Below are 15,246 nucleotides of genomic sequence, written 5' to 3'. Positions count from 1 at the left end.
CCCCGCCCCGGGGGGCGGGGGCTCCCCGGCGATGGGGCAAACACCCCAGCTACGCCTTACACCCGCCCCAGTGCTATCGCATGATGGCGCAGGTGATCTTCGATGAAGCTGGCAATGAAGTAGTAGCTGTGGTCATAGCCCGGCTGCAAACGCAGGGTCATTTCATGGCCCCCTTTTCGCGCGGCCTGCTCCAGCGCTTCAGGCTTGAGCTGCTTCTCGAGGAAGTCGTCACGGTCGCCCTGGTCAACCAGCAAGGGCGGGCATTCGCCGGCCGGTGTTTCAGCCAGCAGGATGCTGGCATCCCACTCGCGCCAGCGCGCTCGGTCTTCACCCAGGTAGCGGCTGAAAGCCTTCTCGCCCCAGGGGCAATCCATCGGGTTGCTGATGGGCGAGAACGCCGACACCGAGCGGTAGCGCCCCGGGTTGCGCAAGGCGCACACCAGCGCGCCATGCCCACCCATTGAGTGGCCGCTGATGCTGCGCTCGCCCGAAGCCGGGAAGTGCGCCTCGATCAGCGCCGGCAACTCCTCCACCACATAGTCATGCATGCGGTAATGCTGGGCCCAGGGTTGCTGGGTGGCGTTGAGGTAGAAGCCGGCCCCCAGGCCGAAGTCCCAGGCGCCATCCGGGTCGCCCGGCACCTGTTCGCCACGCGGGCTGGTGTCGGGGGCCACGATGATCAGCCCAAGCTCAGCTGCCATGCGCTGGGCGCCGGCCTTCTGCATGAAGTTCTCGTCGGTGCAGGTGAGGCCGCTAAGCCAGTACAGCACCGGCAGCTTCTCGCCCTGCTCGGCCTGCGGCGGCAAGTACACGGCGAACACCATGTCGCAACCCAGCACCTTGGAGTGATGCCGGTAACGCTTGTGCCAGCCGCCAAAGCTCTTCTGGCAGGAGATGTTATCCAGGCTCATGGCACACCTCAGAAGTGGATCACGCTGCGGATGCTCTTGCCTTCATGCATCAGGTCGAAGGCTTTGTTGATGTCTTCCAGGCCCATGGTATGGGTGATGAAGGTATCCAGCGGAATCTCGCCCTTTTCGGACATTTCCACGTAGCTCGGCAGCTCGCTGCGGCCACGCACGCCGCCGAACGCCGAACCACGCCAGACGCGCCCGGTGACCAGCTGGAACGGACGGGTGGCAATTTCCTGGCCGGCACCGGCTACACCGATGATGACCGACTCGCCCCAGCCCTTGTGGCAGCATTCCAGAGCAGCGCGCATCAGTTGCACGTTGCCGATGCACTCGAAGGAGAAGTCCACGCCACCGTCGGTGAGGTCGACAATCACTTCCTGGATCGGGCGGTCGTAGTCTTTCGGGTTGATACAGTCGGTGGCACCCAGTTGGCGGGCAATCTCGAACTTGGCCGGGTTGATGTCGATGGCGATGATGCGCGCGGCCTTGGCCTTGACCGCACCGATCACCGCCGACAGGCCGATGCCGCCCAGGCCGAAGATGGCCACGGTGTCACCCGGCTTGACCTTGGCGGTGTTGAGCACCGCGCCGATACCGGTGGTGACGCCACAGCCCAGCAGGCAGACTTTTTCCAGTGGGGCTTCTTTCTGGATCTTGGCCACGGAGATTTCCGGCAGCACGGTGTACTCGGAGAAGGTCGAGGTGCCCATGTAGTGGAACAGCTGCTGGCCCTTGTACGAGAAGCGCGTGGTGCCGTCCGGCATCAGGCCCTTGCCCTGGGTAGCACGGATGGCCTGGCACAGGTTGGTCTTGCCCGACAGGCAGAACTTGCACTGGCCGCATTCCGGGGTGTACAGGGGGATCACGTGGTCGCCGACGGCCACCGAGGTCACGCCCTCGCCTACCGCTTCGACGATCGCGCCGCCTTCGTGGCCGAGGATCGACGGGAAGATGCCTTCCGGGTCAGCGCCCGACAGGGTGTAGGCATCAGTGTGGCAGACACCACTGGCGACCACACGCAGCAGCACTTCCCCGGCCTTGGGCATGGCCACGTCGACTTCGACGATTTCCAAGGGTTTTTTGGCTTCGAAGGCTACAGCAGCACGGGACTTGATCATCAAAGGTCTCCAAATAGAGGGGCGATTCAGTCTCACAGTGTAATTCACCGCCTTTTGATGAATAATCCGGCCAAAGACAAAACATTATTGCCACACAGGGACAATCCATGAGCAGCCGCTGGGAAGGCATCGACGAATTTGTCGCGGTGGCAGAATCGGGCCAGTTCACTGCAGCCGCCGAACGCCTGGGGGTTTCGTCGTCGCACATCAGCCGGCAAATCGCCCGTCTGGAAGAGCGCCTGCAGACCCGCCTGCTGTATCGCAGCACGCGCCGGGTAACCCTGAGCGAGGCCGGGCAGACCTTTCTGCAGCATTGCCAGCGTTTGCAGGATGGCCGCGAAGAAGCCCTGCGCGCCATGGGCGACCTGGCCAGCGAACCCAAGGGCTTGCTGCGCATGACCTGCGCGGTAGCCTACGGCGAGCGCTTCATCGTGCCGCTGGTGACACGGTTCATGGCGCTGTACCCCCAGTTGCGGGTGGATGTGGAACTGAGCAACCACACACTCGACCTGCTGCATGAAGGCATGGACCTGGCCATTCGCCTGGGCCGCCTTGCCGACTCTCGGCTAGTGGCCACTCGCCTGGCGCCGCGACGCATGTACCTGTGCGCCTCGCCGGCCTACCTGGAGCGTTACGGCCGGCCGCACAGCCTGTCGGAACTGGCGCGGCACAATTGCCTGGTGGGCAGTTCGGACTTGTGGGCGCTGCAGCAGGACGGCCGCGAGATCAGCCAGCGAATACAGGGCAACTGGCGCTGCAACAGTGGCCAGGCGGTGCTGGATGCGGCGCTGCAAGGGATAGGGTTGTGTCAGTTGCCGGATTACTACGTGCTGGAGCACCTGAACAGCGGTGCGCTGGTGTCCTTGCTTGAGGCGCACCAGCCGCCAAATACGGCAGTGTGGGCGCTGTATCCGCAGCAGCGGCACCTGTCACCGAAGGTGCGGCGACTGGTGGATTACCTGAAGGAAGGGTTGGCGGGGTTGCCGGAATATCGCGGGATCTGATGGCAAAGGGGGCCGCAGAGCGGACCCGGCGATTTCAGCGCCTACCCGCCCAGCGTTGGCGCAACCATTCCAGGTCTTCGGGCCGGGTCACCTTGATATTGTCACTGCGCCCTTCCACCAGCCGCGGCGCCTGGCCGGACCATTCGATGGCAGAAGCCTCATCGGTCACCACCACATCCGACACCAGGCACTCGGCCAGCGCCCGGTGCAACGCCCCCAGGCGGAACATCTGCGGGGTATACGCCTGCCAGATGGTACTGCGGTCCACGGTAGCGCTCACCCGGCCATTGCTGTCGGCACGCTTGAGGGTGTCACGCGCCGGCACCGCCAGCAGGCCACCCACCGGGTCGTCCGCCAGCTCCGACAACAACTTGTCCAGGTCGCTGCGCGCAAGGTTTGGCCGCGCGGCATCGTGCACCAGCACCCAGTCGCTGTCCGAGGCCCCCTGGGCATGCAGTAACAGCAAAGCGTTGAGCACCGAGTCGGCGCGCTCACGCCCGCCCGCCGCGCGCTGGATGCGCGAGTCGCTGGCACAACGCAGGGCCGGCCAGTACGGGTCATCTTCAGCAAGGCTGACCACCACGCCGTTGAGCGCCGGGTGGCCAAGAAAACAGTCGAGGCTGTGCTCGAGCAGGGTCCGCCCGGCCAGCTCCAGGTATTGCTTGGGGCGGTCGGCAGCCATGCGGGCACCTACGCCCGCAGCAGGAATCACGGCCCAGAAGGCCGGCAACGTATCGATCATTTCTGTGGCAACTGGAAGAGGGTTTCGCCCTCTTTGACCATTCCCAATTCGTGGCGAGCCCGCTCTTCAACGGTCTCCATGCCTTTTTTCAGCTCCAGCACTTCGGCATCGAGCACACGGTTACGCTCGAGCAGGCGCTCGTTCTCGGCATGCTGCTCGGCAATCTGCTGCTTCAGCTCGGTCACTTGCGCCAGGCTGCCACTACCCACCCACAGGCGGTACTGCAGGCCACCCAGCAGCAGGAGCAGGACGAGGAACAACCAATAAGGACTGCGCATCTAGGTATCCAGGTTAAAAAGACCGCCGCACACTATGCATTTCGGGGTCTCAAATAGCACGAAGCCTGGCCGAGGCCAGGCTTCGTAGACAGAAACCCGTTGGAACGCAGTAAAGTTCAGTAAGAACGTTCCTACAGCTCCGGCTGCTGTCTTTTTACCATCTCTTGCTTAGCCGCGAAACTCGGCACGACCACGGTAAACCGCTTTGGCACCCAGTTGCTCTTCGATGCGCAGCAGTTGGTTGTACTTGGAAACGCGATCGGAACGGCACAGCGAACCGGTCTTGATCTGACCGGCAGCGGTACCCACGGCCAGGTCGGCAATGGTCGAATCTTCGGTTTCACCGGAACGGTGCGAGATCACCGCGGTGTAGCCCGCAGCCTTGGCCATCTGGATGGCTTCCAGGGTTTCGGTCAGCGAGCCGATCTGGTTGAACTTGATCAGGATCGAGTTACCGATGCCCTTCTCGATGCCTTCTTTGAGGATCTTGGTGTTGGTCACGAACAGGTCGTCGCCAACCAGCTGTACCTTCTCGCCGATCTTGTCAGTGAGGATCTTCCAGCCAGCCCAGTCGGACTCGTCCAGGCCGTCTTCGATCGAGATGATCGGGAAGCGCTCGGTCAGGCCTTTCAGGTACTCGGCGAAGCCTTCGGCATCGAACGACTTGCCTTCACCAGACAGGTTGTACTTGCCGTCTTCGTAGAATTCGGAAGCCGCGCAGTCCAGGGCCAGGGTCACATCGGTGCCCAGCTTGTAGCCGGCCTTTTCAACGGCTTCAGCGATAGCGCCCAGGGCGTCTTCGTTGGATGCCAGGTTAGGGGCGAAGCCACCTTCATCACCTACGGCGGTGTTCAGGCCACGGGCCTTCAGCACGGCTTTGAGGTGGTGGAAGATTTCGGTACCCATGCGCAGGCCGTCGGAGAAGGTCTTGGCGCCAACCGGCTGAACCATGAACTCCTGGATATCGACGTTGTTGTCGGCGTGCTCGCCACCGTTGATGATGTTCATCATCGGAACCGGCATCGAGTACTGGCCTGGGGTGCCGTTCAGGTTGGCGATATGCGCGTACAGCGGCAGGTCCTGGTCCTGGGCAGCGGCCTTGGCGGCAGCCAGGGAAACAGCCAGGATGGCGTTGGCGCCCAGCTTGGCCTTGTTCTCGGTACCGTCCAGTTCGATCATGGCGCGGTCCAGGGCCTTCTGGTCGGAAGGGTCCTTGCCCAGCAGCAGCTCACGGATCGGGCCGTTGATGTTGCCGACGGCCTTAAGCACGCCCTTGCCCAGGTAACGGCTCTTGTCGCCATCACGCAGCTCCAGCGCTTCGCGCGAGCCGGTGGAAGCACCGGACGGCGCGCAAGCGCTGCCGATGATGCCGTTGTCGAGCAGTACATCGGCTTCCACGGTGGGGTTGCCACGCGAATCGAGAACTTCACGACCTTTGATGTCGACGATTTTTGCCATTGTTGTAAGCACTCCAGAATTGACGAAAACAACCTAGCTTAAGAAATTCTTGCCGTTCACCAGGCGGGTTTGCAGTGGGCAGGCCGGGTGAAGGGAGCCCCTGACCGATTGGTCAGGGGTGGATCGGGCGCTACTTTACCCGAGAAATGAGCTTTACGCGGTTTCTACCGTCGGAAAACTTTTTACCAGGTCATCCAGTTGCTTGAGCTGGGCCAGGAATGGCTCCAGTTTGTCCAGGCGCAGGGCGCATGGGCCATCGCACTTGGCGTTGTCCGGGTCGGGATGGGCTTCAAGGAACAGGCCGGCCAGCCCCTGGCTCATGCCTGCCTTGGCCAGGTCGGTGACCTGGGCGCGACGGCCGCCGGCGGAATCGCTACGGCCACCCGGCATCTGCAGGGCGTGGGTCACGTCAAAGAATACCGGATACTCGAACTGCTTCATGATGCCGAAGCCGAGCATGTCCACCACCAGGTTGTTGTAGCCGAAGCTAGAACCGCGCTCGCAGAGGATCAACTGGTCGTTACCGGCCTCTTCGCACTTGGCCAGGATATGTTTCATTTCCTGGGGGGCGAGGAACTGGGCTTTCTTGATGTTGATCACCGCGCCGGTCTTGGCCATGGCAACCACCAGGTCGGTCTGCCGCGACAGGAAGGCCGGCAGCTGGATGATGTCGCATACCTTGGCAACAGGCTCGGCCTGGTAAGGCTCGTGCACATCGGTGATCACCGGCACGTTGAAGGTGCGCTTGATCTCTTCGAAGATCTTCAGCCCTTCTTCCATGCCCGGACCACGGTAGGACGTTACCGACGAACGGTTGGCCTTGTCGAAACTCGCCTTGAACACGTACGGGATACCGAGCTTCTCGGTCACCCGCACGTACTCTTCGCAGACCTTCATTGCCAGGTCACGGGACTCCAGGACGTTCATGCCGCCGAACAGGACGAACGGCTTGTCGTTGGCGATCTCGATGTTACCGACGCGAATGATCTTCTGGGTCATTGATCAGGCCTTGTTCTTCTGAGCCAGGGCTGCCTTGACGAAACCACTGAACAGCGGGTGGCCGTCACGCGGGGTGGAGGTGAATTCCGGGTGGAACTGGCAGGCGACGAACCATGGGTGGTCCTTGGACTCGACCACTTCCACCAGCGCACCGTCTTCGGAACGACCGGAAACCACCAGGCCAGCATCGACCAGTTGCGGCAGCAGGTTGTTGTTCACTTCGTAGCGGTGACGGTGACGCTCGGTGATCACGTCCTTGTTGTAGCAGTCGTGCACCTTGGAGCCGGCGGCCAGTTGGCAATCCTGTGCGCCCAGGCGCATGGTGCCGCCCAGGTCGGAAGCCTCGGTACGGGTTTCGACGGCGCCGGTGGCATCTGCCCACTCGGTGATCAGGCCGACCACCGGGTGGCCGCTGTTGCGGTCGAATTCGGTGGAGTTGGCGTCTTTCCAGCCCATCACGTTACGGGCAAACTCGATCACGGCCACCTGCATGCCCAGGCAGATGCCCAGGTACGGTACTTTGTTCTCACGGGCATACTGCACCGCGGTGATCTTGCCTTCCACGCCACGCAGGCCGAAACCGCCCGGCACCAGAATGGCGTCGGCGCCCTCGAGCAGGCTGGTACCCTGGTTCTCGATGTCTTCCGAGTCGATATAGCGCAGGTTTACCTTGGTGCGGTTGGTGATGCCGGCGTGGCTCATCGCTTCGATCAGCGACTTGTACGCATCCAGCAGCTCCATGTACTTGCCGACCATGGCGATGGTCACTTCATGCTCCGGGTTGAGCTTGGCATCGACCACCTTGTCCCACTCGGACAGGTCGGCACCATTGCACTGCAAGCCGAAACGTTCGACGACGAAGTCGTCCAGGCCCTGAGCGTGCAGCACGCCCGGGATCTTGTAGATGGTGTCGACATCTTCCAGCGAAATCACCGCACGCTCTTCAACGTTGGTGAACAGCGCAATCTTGCGACGCGACGAGGCATCGACCGGGTGGTCGGAGCGGCAGATCAGCACGTCAGGCTGCAAGCCGATGGAGCGCAGCTCCTTGACCGAGTGCTGGGTCGGCTTGGTCTTGGTTTCGCCAGCGGTGGCGATGTACGGGACCAGGGTCAGGTGCATCAGCATGGCGCGCTTGGAGCCCACTTCGACGCGCAGCTGGCGGATCGCCTCAAGGAACGGCTGCGACTCGATGTCACCCACGGTACCGCCGATTTCCACCAGGGCCACGTCGGCATCGCCGGCACCCTTGATGATGCGACGCTTGATTTCGTCGGTGATGTGCGGAATGACCTGGATGGTCGCGCCCAGATAGTCACCACGACGCTCTTTACGTAGCACGTGCTCGTAAATGCGACCGGTGGTGAAGTTGTTGTTCTGGGTCATGGTGGTGCGGATGAACCGCTCGTAGTGGCCCAGGTCGAGGTCAGTCTCGGCGCCATCCTGGGTGACGAACACTTCCCCGTGCTGGAACGGGCTCATGGTGCCCGGGTCGACGTTGATGTACGGATCCAGCTTGAGCATGGTGACCTTCAGGCCCCGCGCTTCCAGGATGGCCGCCAGGGAAGCCGAGGCAATGCCTTTCCCCAATGAAGAAACAACACCGCCCGTGACGAATATGTAGCGCGTCATGAAAAACCCTAGAAGTCTGCGTTAAGGCGGCCAGCGCCGCCGGAGAAAGCGAAGGAAGGCCGAAGCCCCCGATCACCTGCGTCAATCACAGTGCATCTCGAAAAACTGTCGCGTCTGTACAGACCAGGGGTATCCCCGGCATGGAGCTCGCTCGTCATTTCCAGAATTCAGCCCAGCAAAAAACTGCTTGGTAATCGGCAACCCCTGTGTTTTCGCGGAAGCCACAGAAGTTGTATCAAGAAGGGAGGGTAGTCTACCGGAATGTACCCTTCATCTCAAACCTTGCGCGCTGGTCGGCAACTGCCAATGCAGCTGGCAATCCGCCTGCACCAGCCCGGGCAGGTTGGCCACCGCCAGCAGGCGCCCGCCCTGATAGAGCAATGGCAGGCGCGGACGCAGGAAATGCGGCACCTGCTGCTCATTGAGCAGGCGCTTGAGGTCGCGCTGGCCGCGCCCTGGGACCTCCAGCCTTTCGCCGCCCTGGCGGTAGGCAATGCGCAGGCCAGCCAGCGGCCCGGCGACATCAAGACGCACCCTGCCGTTTCCTGGCAGCACCAGGGCAGCAGCTGAATTGAGCCAGGCTAGTTCGCCGACAGGCTGCTGCAACCAGTCGCCGCTCAGCCACCAGATGCGACCTTGGCTGCGCACCAGCTCCCCATCGGCAAGCCGCCAGACGGGCTGGGCATCGGCGGCGGCATCGCGCAGGTCGCCCCAGCCAGCCCAATGCCGGGCGTCGGGCAGACGGGTGCGCCGGCTCAGCCAATATTGAACGGCATTACGCTGACGGGCCGGCGACAGCGTCACCAGGGCGGCCAGGTCGAGGGATTCCAGTCCCGACCAGGCAAGGGGCGCGCCTTCTTGCGCAGCCGCCAGGTCGCTCTGGGCCAGTTCGTCCAGCAGGCCCAGCGCTTCACCCAGGTGCTCGGCGGCACGAGCGAAGTTCTGGCCGGCCTGCGGCCAACGTTGCTGCAAGTGCGGGAACACCTCGCCACGCAGGTAGTTGCGGGCAAATTGTGTGTCGCTATTCGAAGGGTCTTCAATCCATGCAAGCCCGTTCACCCGGGCATAGTCATGCAGTTGCTGGCGTGAACAACCCAGCAACGGCCTGATCAGGCTGCCCTGCCCTAGCGCCCGCTGCGCAGGCATCGCCGCCAGGCCACGCAGGCCGGCGCCGCGCAACAGGCGGAACAACAGCGTTTCAGCCTGGTCGTCGCGGTGCTGCCCGGTAAACAGCATGTCGCCTGGGCCCAAGGCTTGCTCGAAAGCGGCATAGCGAGCGTTGCGGGCAGCCTGTTCGAGGCTGGCGCCGGGAGTGACCTGGACGTGAATGACCTGAAGTTCGATGCCAAAGTTGTCGCAGATGGCTTGACAGTGGGCAGGCCAGGCGTCGGCCGCGGCTTGCAGGCCGTGGTGGATATGGATGGCGCGCAGCGGGGGGGAAGCGTGGTAGCGGGCGTGGGTGGCCAGCAGGTGCAGGAGGACGGTGGAGTCGAGACCACCGGAGAAGGCTATGTACCATGTGGGGGCTTGCAGCCAGGGGGTGAGGTTGATCATGAGGGCCTCACATGGCTTGAGATTGCCGGGGGGGCTTTGCACCCCATTCGCCGGCAAGCCGGGCTCCCACAAAGACCGTTGTGGGAGCCCGGCTTGCCGGCGAATGGGCCGCAGAGCGGCCCCTTTGGTATGTCAGAGGCCGTAGCTCATCAGGCGCTCGTAACGGCGAGCCAGCAGCGCGTCGTTGTCCAGCTTGCCGAGCATGTCCAGCTGCTGTATCAGGTCAGCGCGGATGCTTTCCGACACTTTCACCGGGTCACGATGGGCGCCGCCCAACGGCTCCTGGATGACCTTGTCGACGATGTTCAGGCTCTTCAGGCGCTCGGCAGTGATGCCCATTGCCTCGGCTGCGTCGCACGCCTTGTCGGCAGTCTTCCACAGGATCGAAGCGCAACCTTCCGGCGAGATCACCGAGTAGGTGGAGTATTGCAGCATGTTCAGCTGGTCGCACACGCCGATCGCCAGTGCACCGCCAGACCCGCCCTCACCGATCACGGTGGCGATGATCGGGGTTTTCAGGCGCGCCATCACGCGCAGGTTCCAGGCGATTGCCTCGCTCTGGTTGCGCTCTTCGGCGTCGATGCCCGGGTAGGCACCCGGGGTGTCGATGAAGGTCAGGATCGGCATCTTGAAGCGCTCGGCCATTTCCATCAGGCGGCACGCCTTGCGGTAGCCCTCCGGGCGCGGCATGCCGAAGTTGCGGCGTACCTTTTCGCGCACTTCACGGCCCTTCTGGTGGCCGATGACCATGACCGGCTTGCCATCCAGGCGCGCGGTACCACCTACGATGGCGGCGTCGTCGGAGAAGTGGCGGTCACCGTGCAGCTCTTCGAACTCGGTGAAGATGTGCTCCAGGTAGTCCAGGGTGTAAGGACGACGCGGGTGACGTGCCAGGCGGGCGATCTGCCAGCTGGTCAGGTTGCCGAAGATGCTTTCGGTCAGTGTGTTGCTCTTGTCTTGCAGACGGGCAATTTCATCGCTGATGTTCAGCGAATTGTCGTTGCCTACCAGGCGCAGGCCTTCGATCTTGGCTTGCAGGTCGGCAATCGGCTGTTCGAAATCGAGAAAATTCGGGTTCATAGTCATCCGTCTTGGGTCTACGGCCAGGCGGCCGGCCGGTTGATCCGTTTGGCGCCATACCTTAAGGGATCAGGCGCATTCAGGTCGAGATTAAATTTTTGGTCGGTTCAACGATATTGCAGGAAGACGTTCTCACGCCCGAACTGGTCACGCAGCGCCTGAATCAGCCCGTCGGCCGGGTCGATCGACCACTGCTCACCGAACTGCAGCATGGCCTTGGCGTCGCTGCCGGTGTACTCCAGGGTAATCGGGCAAGCACCGCGATGGCGCGTGATCAGCTCGCCCAGCCACTTCAGCCGGTCGCCTTTCAGCGCCTCGTGTGCCACCTTCAGGCGCAGGCTCTCGGCCAGCTTGGTGCGCGCATCTTCCATGGTCATCACCTGCTTCACCCGCAGGCGCAGGCCACCCGAAAAGTCATCGTTGCTGACCTCGCCTTCGACAACCACCATGGCATCGGCCTGCAGCAAAGACTGTGCCGCCATGAAGGAATCAGCGAACAGGGAGGCCTCGATGCGGCCGGAACGGTCATCCAGGGTGACGAAGCCCATCTTGTCGCCCTTCTTGTTCTTCATCACCCGCAGGGCAATGATCATGCCGGCGATAGTCTGGGTCTCGCGCGACGGCTTGAGGTCAATGATGCGCTGACGGGCGAAGCGGCGGATCTCTGCCTCGTACTCGTCGATCGGGTGACCGGTGAGGTACAGGCCCAAGGTGTCCTTCTCGCCCTTCAGGCGCTCCTTGAGGGTGAGCTCGCGCACCTTGCGGTGATTGGCATAGACATCGACTTGCGCTTCATCGAACATGCTGCCAAACAGGTCGACATGGCCACTGTCCGCCGTATGGGCTGCCTGCTCGGCTGCCTTGATGGCTTCGCCCAGCGCCGAGAGCAAGGTTGCACGGTTGATGTCGATGTTGGCCTGGTAGGCCTTGATCTCGTCATGGAAGTGCGGGCCCAGGCGGTCCAGTGCGCCGCTGCGCACCAGGGCATCCAGGGTGCGCTTGTTCACCCGCTTGAGGTCGATGCGTTCACAGAAATCGAACAGGTCCTTGAACGGCCCGCCTTGGGCGCGGGCCTCGACAATGGCCTCCACCGGGCCTTCGCCGACGCCTTTGATCGCGCCCAGACCGTAGACGATTCGGCCGTCGTTGTTGACGGTGAACTTGAAGTCGGAGAAGTTCACGTCGGGCGCGTCGAGGCGCAACTTCATGCTGCGGACTTCTTCTACCAGCACAACCACCTTGTCGGTGTTATGCATATCCGCCGACAGCACGGCAGCCATGAACGGCGCCGGGAAGTGGGTTTTCAGCCAGGCCGTCTGGTAGGACACTAGGCCATAGGCGGCGGAGTGGGATTTGTTGAAGCCATACCCCGCAAACTTTTCCACCAGATCAAAGATGTTACCGGCCAGGTCGGCATCGATGCCGTTGTTGGCGCAACCTTCGATGAAACCACCACGCTGCTTGGCCATTTCCTCGGGCTTTTTCTTACCCATGGCCCGGCGCAGCATGTCCGCACCACCGAGGGTGTAGCCCGCCATCACCTGGGCGATCTGCATCACCTGTTCCTGGTACAGGATGATGCCATAGGTAGGCGCCAGCACCGGCTGCAGGCCTTCATACTGGTAATCCGGGTGCGGATAGGCCAGCTCGGCACGGCCGTGCTTGCGGTTGATGAAGTCGTCCACCATGCCCGACTGCAACGGGCCCGGGCGGAACAGCGCCACCAGTGCGATAAGGTCCTCGAGGCAGTCGGGTTTGAGCTTCTTGATCAGCTCCTTCATGCCCCGGGATTCAAGCTGGAACACCGCCGTTGTTTCGGCTTTTTGCAGCAACTCGTACGTCTTGCGGTCATCCAGCGGGATGAAGTCGATGTTCAGATCGGGCAGGTTCTTCTTGGCCTGCTCGCGGTTGATGATCTCCATCGCCCACTTGATGATGGTCAGGGTACGCAGGCCGAGGAAGTCGAACTTGACCAGGCCGGCGGCCTCGACGTCGTCCTTGTCGAACTGGGTGACTAGGCCGCCGCCCTCTTCATCACAGGCGATCGGCGAAAAATCGGTGAGCTTGGTCGGCGCGATAACCACACCACCGGCGTGCTTGCCGGTACCCCGGGTGACGCCTTCCAGCTTCAGCGCCATGTCCCAGATTTCGCGGGCGTCCTCGTCACCCTTGAGGAAGTCGCGCAGAATTTCTTCCTGCTCGTAGGCCTTCTCCAGGGTCATGCCCACTTCGAACGGGATCATCTTGGACAGGCGGTCGGCCAGGCCGTAGGACTTGCCCTGCACCCGCGCCACGTCACGCACCACCGCCTTGGCGGCCATGGTGCCAAAGGTGATGATCTGGCTGACCGCATTGCGCCCGTAGGCATCGGCCACATATTCGATCACCCGGTCCCGGCCGTCCATGCAGAAGTCGACGTCAAAGTCGGGCATGGAAACACGTTCAGGGTTGAGGAAGCGCTCGAAGAGCAAGTCGTAGGCCAGCGGGTCGAGGTCGGTGATCTTCAGCACGTAGGCCACCAGCGAGCCTGCACCCGAACCACGGCCAGGTCCCACCGGCACGCCGTTGTTCTTGGCCCACTTGATGAAGTCCATCACGATCAGGAAGTAACCGGGGAAGCCCATCTGGATAATGATATCCAGCTCGAATTTCAGGCGGTCCAGGTACACCTGGCGCTTCTCTTCGTAATTGGGCGTGGTGTCTTTGGGCCACAGTACCGCCAGGCGCTCTTCCAGGCCTTCGTGGGAAACGTGACGCAGGTAATCGTCGATGCCCATGCCGTTCGGCGTAGGAAAGTCGGGCAGGAAGTGTTTGCCCAGTTGCACCTGGATGTTGCAGCGCTTGGCGATCTCGACGGTGTTGGCGATGGCATCAGGCAAGTCGCTGAACAGCTCGGCCATTTCCTCGGCCGATTTCAGGTACTGCTGGTCACTGTAGCCACGCGGGCGGCGCGGGTCATCAAGGGTCCAGCCTTCACCAATGCACACGCGGGTTTCGTGGGCGTCGAAGTCCGCTTGCTTGATGAAACGCACGTCGTTGGTGGCCACCAGCGGGGCACCAAGCTTGTCGGCCAACGCCACCGCCGCATGCACGTATTCCTCGTCGCGAGCGCGGTTGGTGCGCTGTACTTCAACGTAGAAGCGCTCGGGGAACATGCCCATCCAGTCTTGCAGCAAGGCCTGGGCTTCTTCGTCCCGGCCGGACAACAAGGCCATGCCGATATCGCCTTCCTTGCCCGCTGAAAGGGCAATCAGGCCCTCGCTGGCAGGGGCGATCCAGTCCCGCTGAAGAATGACCAGGCCGTTACGCTGGCCTTCGGTCCAGCCGCGCGAGATCAACTCGGTGAGGTTGCGGTAACCCTTGGGGTCCATGGCCAGGAAGCAGATGCGCGACAGCGGGGCTTCCGGGTCGGCACCGGCCAGCCACAGGTCGGCACCACAGATCGGCTTGATGCCCGCGCCCATGGCCGTCTTGTAGAACTTCACCAGCGAGCACATGTTGCTCTGGTCGGTGATCGCCACCGCCGGCATGTTCATCCCGGCCAGCGCCTTGGCCAGCGGTTTGATCCGCACCAGGCCGTCGACCAGCGAGAATTCGGAGTGGACGCGCAGGTGAACGAAGGGAACCGACATGGAAGATCCTGTAGCAGTGCTTAACGACAAGGGCGGGATTGTAGCTCAAATGGGGAAGAGATTTGGGGCTGCTTGCACCCTCCCTGCAGGAGCAGCCTTGTGCTGCGAAGAGGCCAGTACCGGCGTAGCAACTGCATTTACCTGACTGGCCCTTTCGCAGCACAAGGCTGCTCCTACAAGAGCGAAAGGGCCGCGAAGGGCCCTGGCAGGTCAGATCAGGGAATGGGGGACGCCTTCGCGTGCTTCCCAGGCCGCCCGCACCGGGGCAAAGGAACGCCGATGAATGGGCGTAGGCCCCAACCGCGCCAACGCCTCAAGGTGCACCGGGGTCGGGTACCCCTTGTGCCCACCAATGCCATACCCGGGGTAGATCAGCTCGAACGCGCTCATCTCACGGTCACGGCTGACCTTGGCCAGGATCGAGGCAGCCGCAATAGCCGGCACCTGGCTATCGCCTTTGACCACCGGCGACGCCGGAACGGCCAGCTTCGGGCAGCGGTTGCCATCGATCAGGGCCAGTTTCGGCGTAATGTGCAGGCCTTCCACCGCGCGCTGCATGGCCAGCATTGTGGCCTGCAGGATGTTCAAGCGGTCGATTTCTTCGACCTCGGCACGGGCGATGCAGAAGCTCAGGGCCTTTTCACAGATCTCGTCGAACAACGCCTCACGCTTGGCTTCGGTGAGTTTCTTCGAGTCGTTCAGGCCGAGGATCGGGCGCGCCGGATCAAGGATTACCGCCGCCGTTACCACCGCACCGCACAGCGGGCCGCGGCCGACTTCGTCGACGCCGGCGACCAGGTCCTCGACCAGGTTGAAGTCCAGTCCAATTTGCATG

At 62.4% G+C, this 15,246-nt stretch carries 12 protein-coding genes; 1 reads left to right on the top strand and 11 read right to left on the bottom strand.

Annotated elements, in window-relative coordinates; translation table 11 throughout:
• Nucleotides 1–56: 56 nt before the first annotated feature.
• Both fghA and ACK1VC_RS25020 read right to left on the bottom strand, forming a co-directional pair.
• Nucleotides 57–911, bottom strand: a complete 855-nt coding sequence (gene fghA / locus ACK1VC_RS25025; RefSeq protein WP_016485228.1) for an S-formylglutathione hydrolase — start codon at nucleotides 909–911, stop codon at nucleotides 57–59.
• Between the two features lie 8 nt (nucleotides 912–919).
• Nucleotides 920–2,032, bottom strand: a complete 1,113-nt coding sequence (locus tag ACK1VC_RS25020; protein WP_191087337.1) for an S-(hydroxymethyl)glutathione dehydrogenase/class III alcohol dehydrogenase — start codon at nucleotides 2,030–2,032, stop codon at nucleotides 920–922.
• A 107-nt stretch (nucleotides 2,033–2,139) separates the two neighbouring features.
• On the opposite strand from ACK1VC_RS25020, the gene ACK1VC_RS25015 reads away from it, so the two are divergent.
• Nucleotides 2,140–3,036 (top strand): LysR substrate-binding domain-containing protein, encoded by an 897-nt coding sequence (locus tag ACK1VC_RS25015; protein WP_023048356.1) that lies wholly within the window; start codon nucleotides 2,140–2,142, stop codon nucleotides 3,034–3,036.
• A gap of 34 nt (nucleotides 3,037–3,070) precedes the next feature.
• On the opposite strand, the gene ispD is transcribed toward ACK1VC_RS25015, so the two are convergent.
• The 9 genes from ispD to rnhB form a co-directional block, all read right to left on the bottom strand.
• On the bottom strand, nucleotides 3,071–3,778 hold the full coding sequence (gene ispD, locus ACK1VC_RS25010) for a 2-C-methyl-D-erythritol 4-phosphate cytidylyltransferase (protein ID WP_191087336.1): 708 nt from the start codon (nucleotides 3,776–3,778) through the stop codon (nucleotides 3,071–3,073).
• Nucleotides 3,775–4,056, bottom strand: coding sequence for a cell division protein FtsB (ftsB, locus tag ACK1VC_RS25005; RefSeq protein ID WP_016485224.1), 282 nt, complete (start codon nucleotides 4,054–4,056; stop codon nucleotides 3,775–3,777). Before ftsB ends, ispD begins: the two co-directional genes overlap by 4 nt.
• Before the next feature lie 168 nt (nucleotides 4,057–4,224).
• Nucleotides 4,225–5,514, bottom strand: coding sequence for a phosphopyruvate hydratase (gene eno / locus ACK1VC_RS25000; protein ID WP_016485223.1), 1,290 nt, complete (start codon nucleotides 5,512–5,514; stop codon nucleotides 4,225–4,227).
• A gap of 153 nt (nucleotides 5,515–5,667) precedes the next feature.
• Nucleotides 5,668–6,513, bottom strand: a complete 846-nt coding sequence (gene kdsA, locus ACK1VC_RS24995; RefSeq protein WP_012270852.1) for a 3-deoxy-8-phosphooctulonate synthase — start codon at nucleotides 6,511–6,513, stop codon at nucleotides 5,668–5,670.
• Nucleotides 6,514–6,516: 3 nt separating this feature from the next.
• Nucleotides 6,517–8,145 carry a CTP synthase gene (locus ACK1VC_RS24990; RefSeq protein ID WP_016485222.1) on the bottom strand — a complete coding sequence of 543 codons (1,629 nt, stop codon included), beginning with the start codon at nucleotides 8,143–8,145 and terminating at the stop codon, nucleotides 6,517–6,519.
• A gap of 270 nt (nucleotides 8,146–8,415) precedes the next feature.
• Nucleotides 8,416–9,699 (bottom strand): tRNA lysidine(34) synthetase TilS, encoded by a 1,284-nt coding sequence (gene tilS, locus ACK1VC_RS24985; RefSeq protein WP_096425677.1) that lies wholly within the window; start codon nucleotides 9,697–9,699, stop codon nucleotides 8,416–8,418.
• Nucleotides 9,700–9,831: 132 nt separating this feature from the next.
• Entirely contained in the window at nucleotides 9,832–10,779 is a 948-nt protein-coding gene (accA, locus tag ACK1VC_RS24980; protein ID WP_024717683.1) for an acetyl-CoA carboxylase carboxyl transferase subunit alpha, read from the bottom strand.
• Nucleotides 10,780–10,886: 107 nt separating this feature from the next.
• Nucleotides 10,887–14,411 carry a DNA polymerase III subunit alpha gene (gene dnaE / locus ACK1VC_RS24975; protein ID WP_191087335.1) on the bottom strand — a complete coding sequence of 1,175 codons (3,525 nt, stop codon included), beginning with the start codon at nucleotides 14,409–14,411 and terminating at the stop codon, nucleotides 10,887–10,889.
• A 210-nt stretch (nucleotides 14,412–14,621) separates the two neighbouring features.
• Entirely contained in the window at nucleotides 14,622–15,245 is a 624-nt protein-coding gene (gene rnhB, locus ACK1VC_RS24970) for a ribonuclease HII (RefSeq protein ID WP_191087334.1), read from the bottom strand.
• Nucleotide 15,246: the final 1 nt, after the last annotated feature.

It is taken from the genome of Pseudomonas sp. XP2 (assembly GCF_053557975.1).
Note: the sequence above shows the minus strand (reverse complement) of the source record. Positions and strands in the feature narration are given on the sequence as shown.

Bases quoted from the DNA above. Each gene is read 5' to 3' on its own strand.
- kdsA (WP_012270852.1), bottom strand. From the start codon at position 6,513: ATGACCCAGAAGATCATTCGCGTCGGTAACATCGAGATCGCCAACGAC.
- ACK1VC_RS24990 (WP_016485222.1), bottom strand. From the start codon at position 8,145: ATGACGCGCTACATATTCGTCACGGGCGGTGTTGTTTCTTCATTGGGG.
- accA (WP_024717683.1), bottom strand. From the start codon at position 10,779: ATGAACCCGAATTTTCTCGATTTCGAACAGCCGATTGCCGACCTGCAA.
- rnhB (WP_191087334.1), bottom strand. From the start codon at position 15,245: ATGCAAATTGGACTGGACTTCAACCTGGTCGAGGACCTGGTCGCCGGC.
- ACK1VC_RS25020 (WP_191087337.1), bottom strand. From the start codon at position 2,032: ATGATCAAGTCCCGTGCTGCTGTAGCCTTCGAAGCCAAAAAACCCTTG.
- ftsB (WP_016485224.1), bottom strand. From the start codon at position 4,056: ATGCGCAGTCCTTATTGGTTGTTCCTCGTCCTGCTCCTGCTGCTGGGT.
- eno (WP_016485223.1), bottom strand. From the start codon at position 5,514: ATGGCAAAAATCGTCGACATCAAAGGTCGTGAAGTTCTCGATTCGCGT.
- ACK1VC_RS25015 (WP_023048356.1), top strand. From the start codon at position 2,140: ATGAGCAGCCGCTGGGAAGGCATCGACGAATTTGTCGCGGTGGCAGAA.
- tilS (WP_096425677.1), bottom strand. From the start codon at position 9,699: ATGATCAACCTCACCCCCTGGCTGCAAGCCCCCACATGGTACATAGCC.
- fghA (WP_016485228.1), bottom strand. From the start codon at position 911: ATGAGCCTGGATAACATCTCCTGCCAGAAGAGCTTTGGCGGCTGGCAC.
- dnaE (WP_191087335.1), bottom strand. From the start codon at position 14,411: ATGTCGGTTCCCTTCGTTCACCTGCGCGTCCACTCCGAATTCTCGCTG.
- ispD (WP_191087336.1), bottom strand. From the start codon at position 3,778: ATGATCGATACGTTGCCGGCCTTCTGGGCCGTGATTCCTGCTGCGGGC.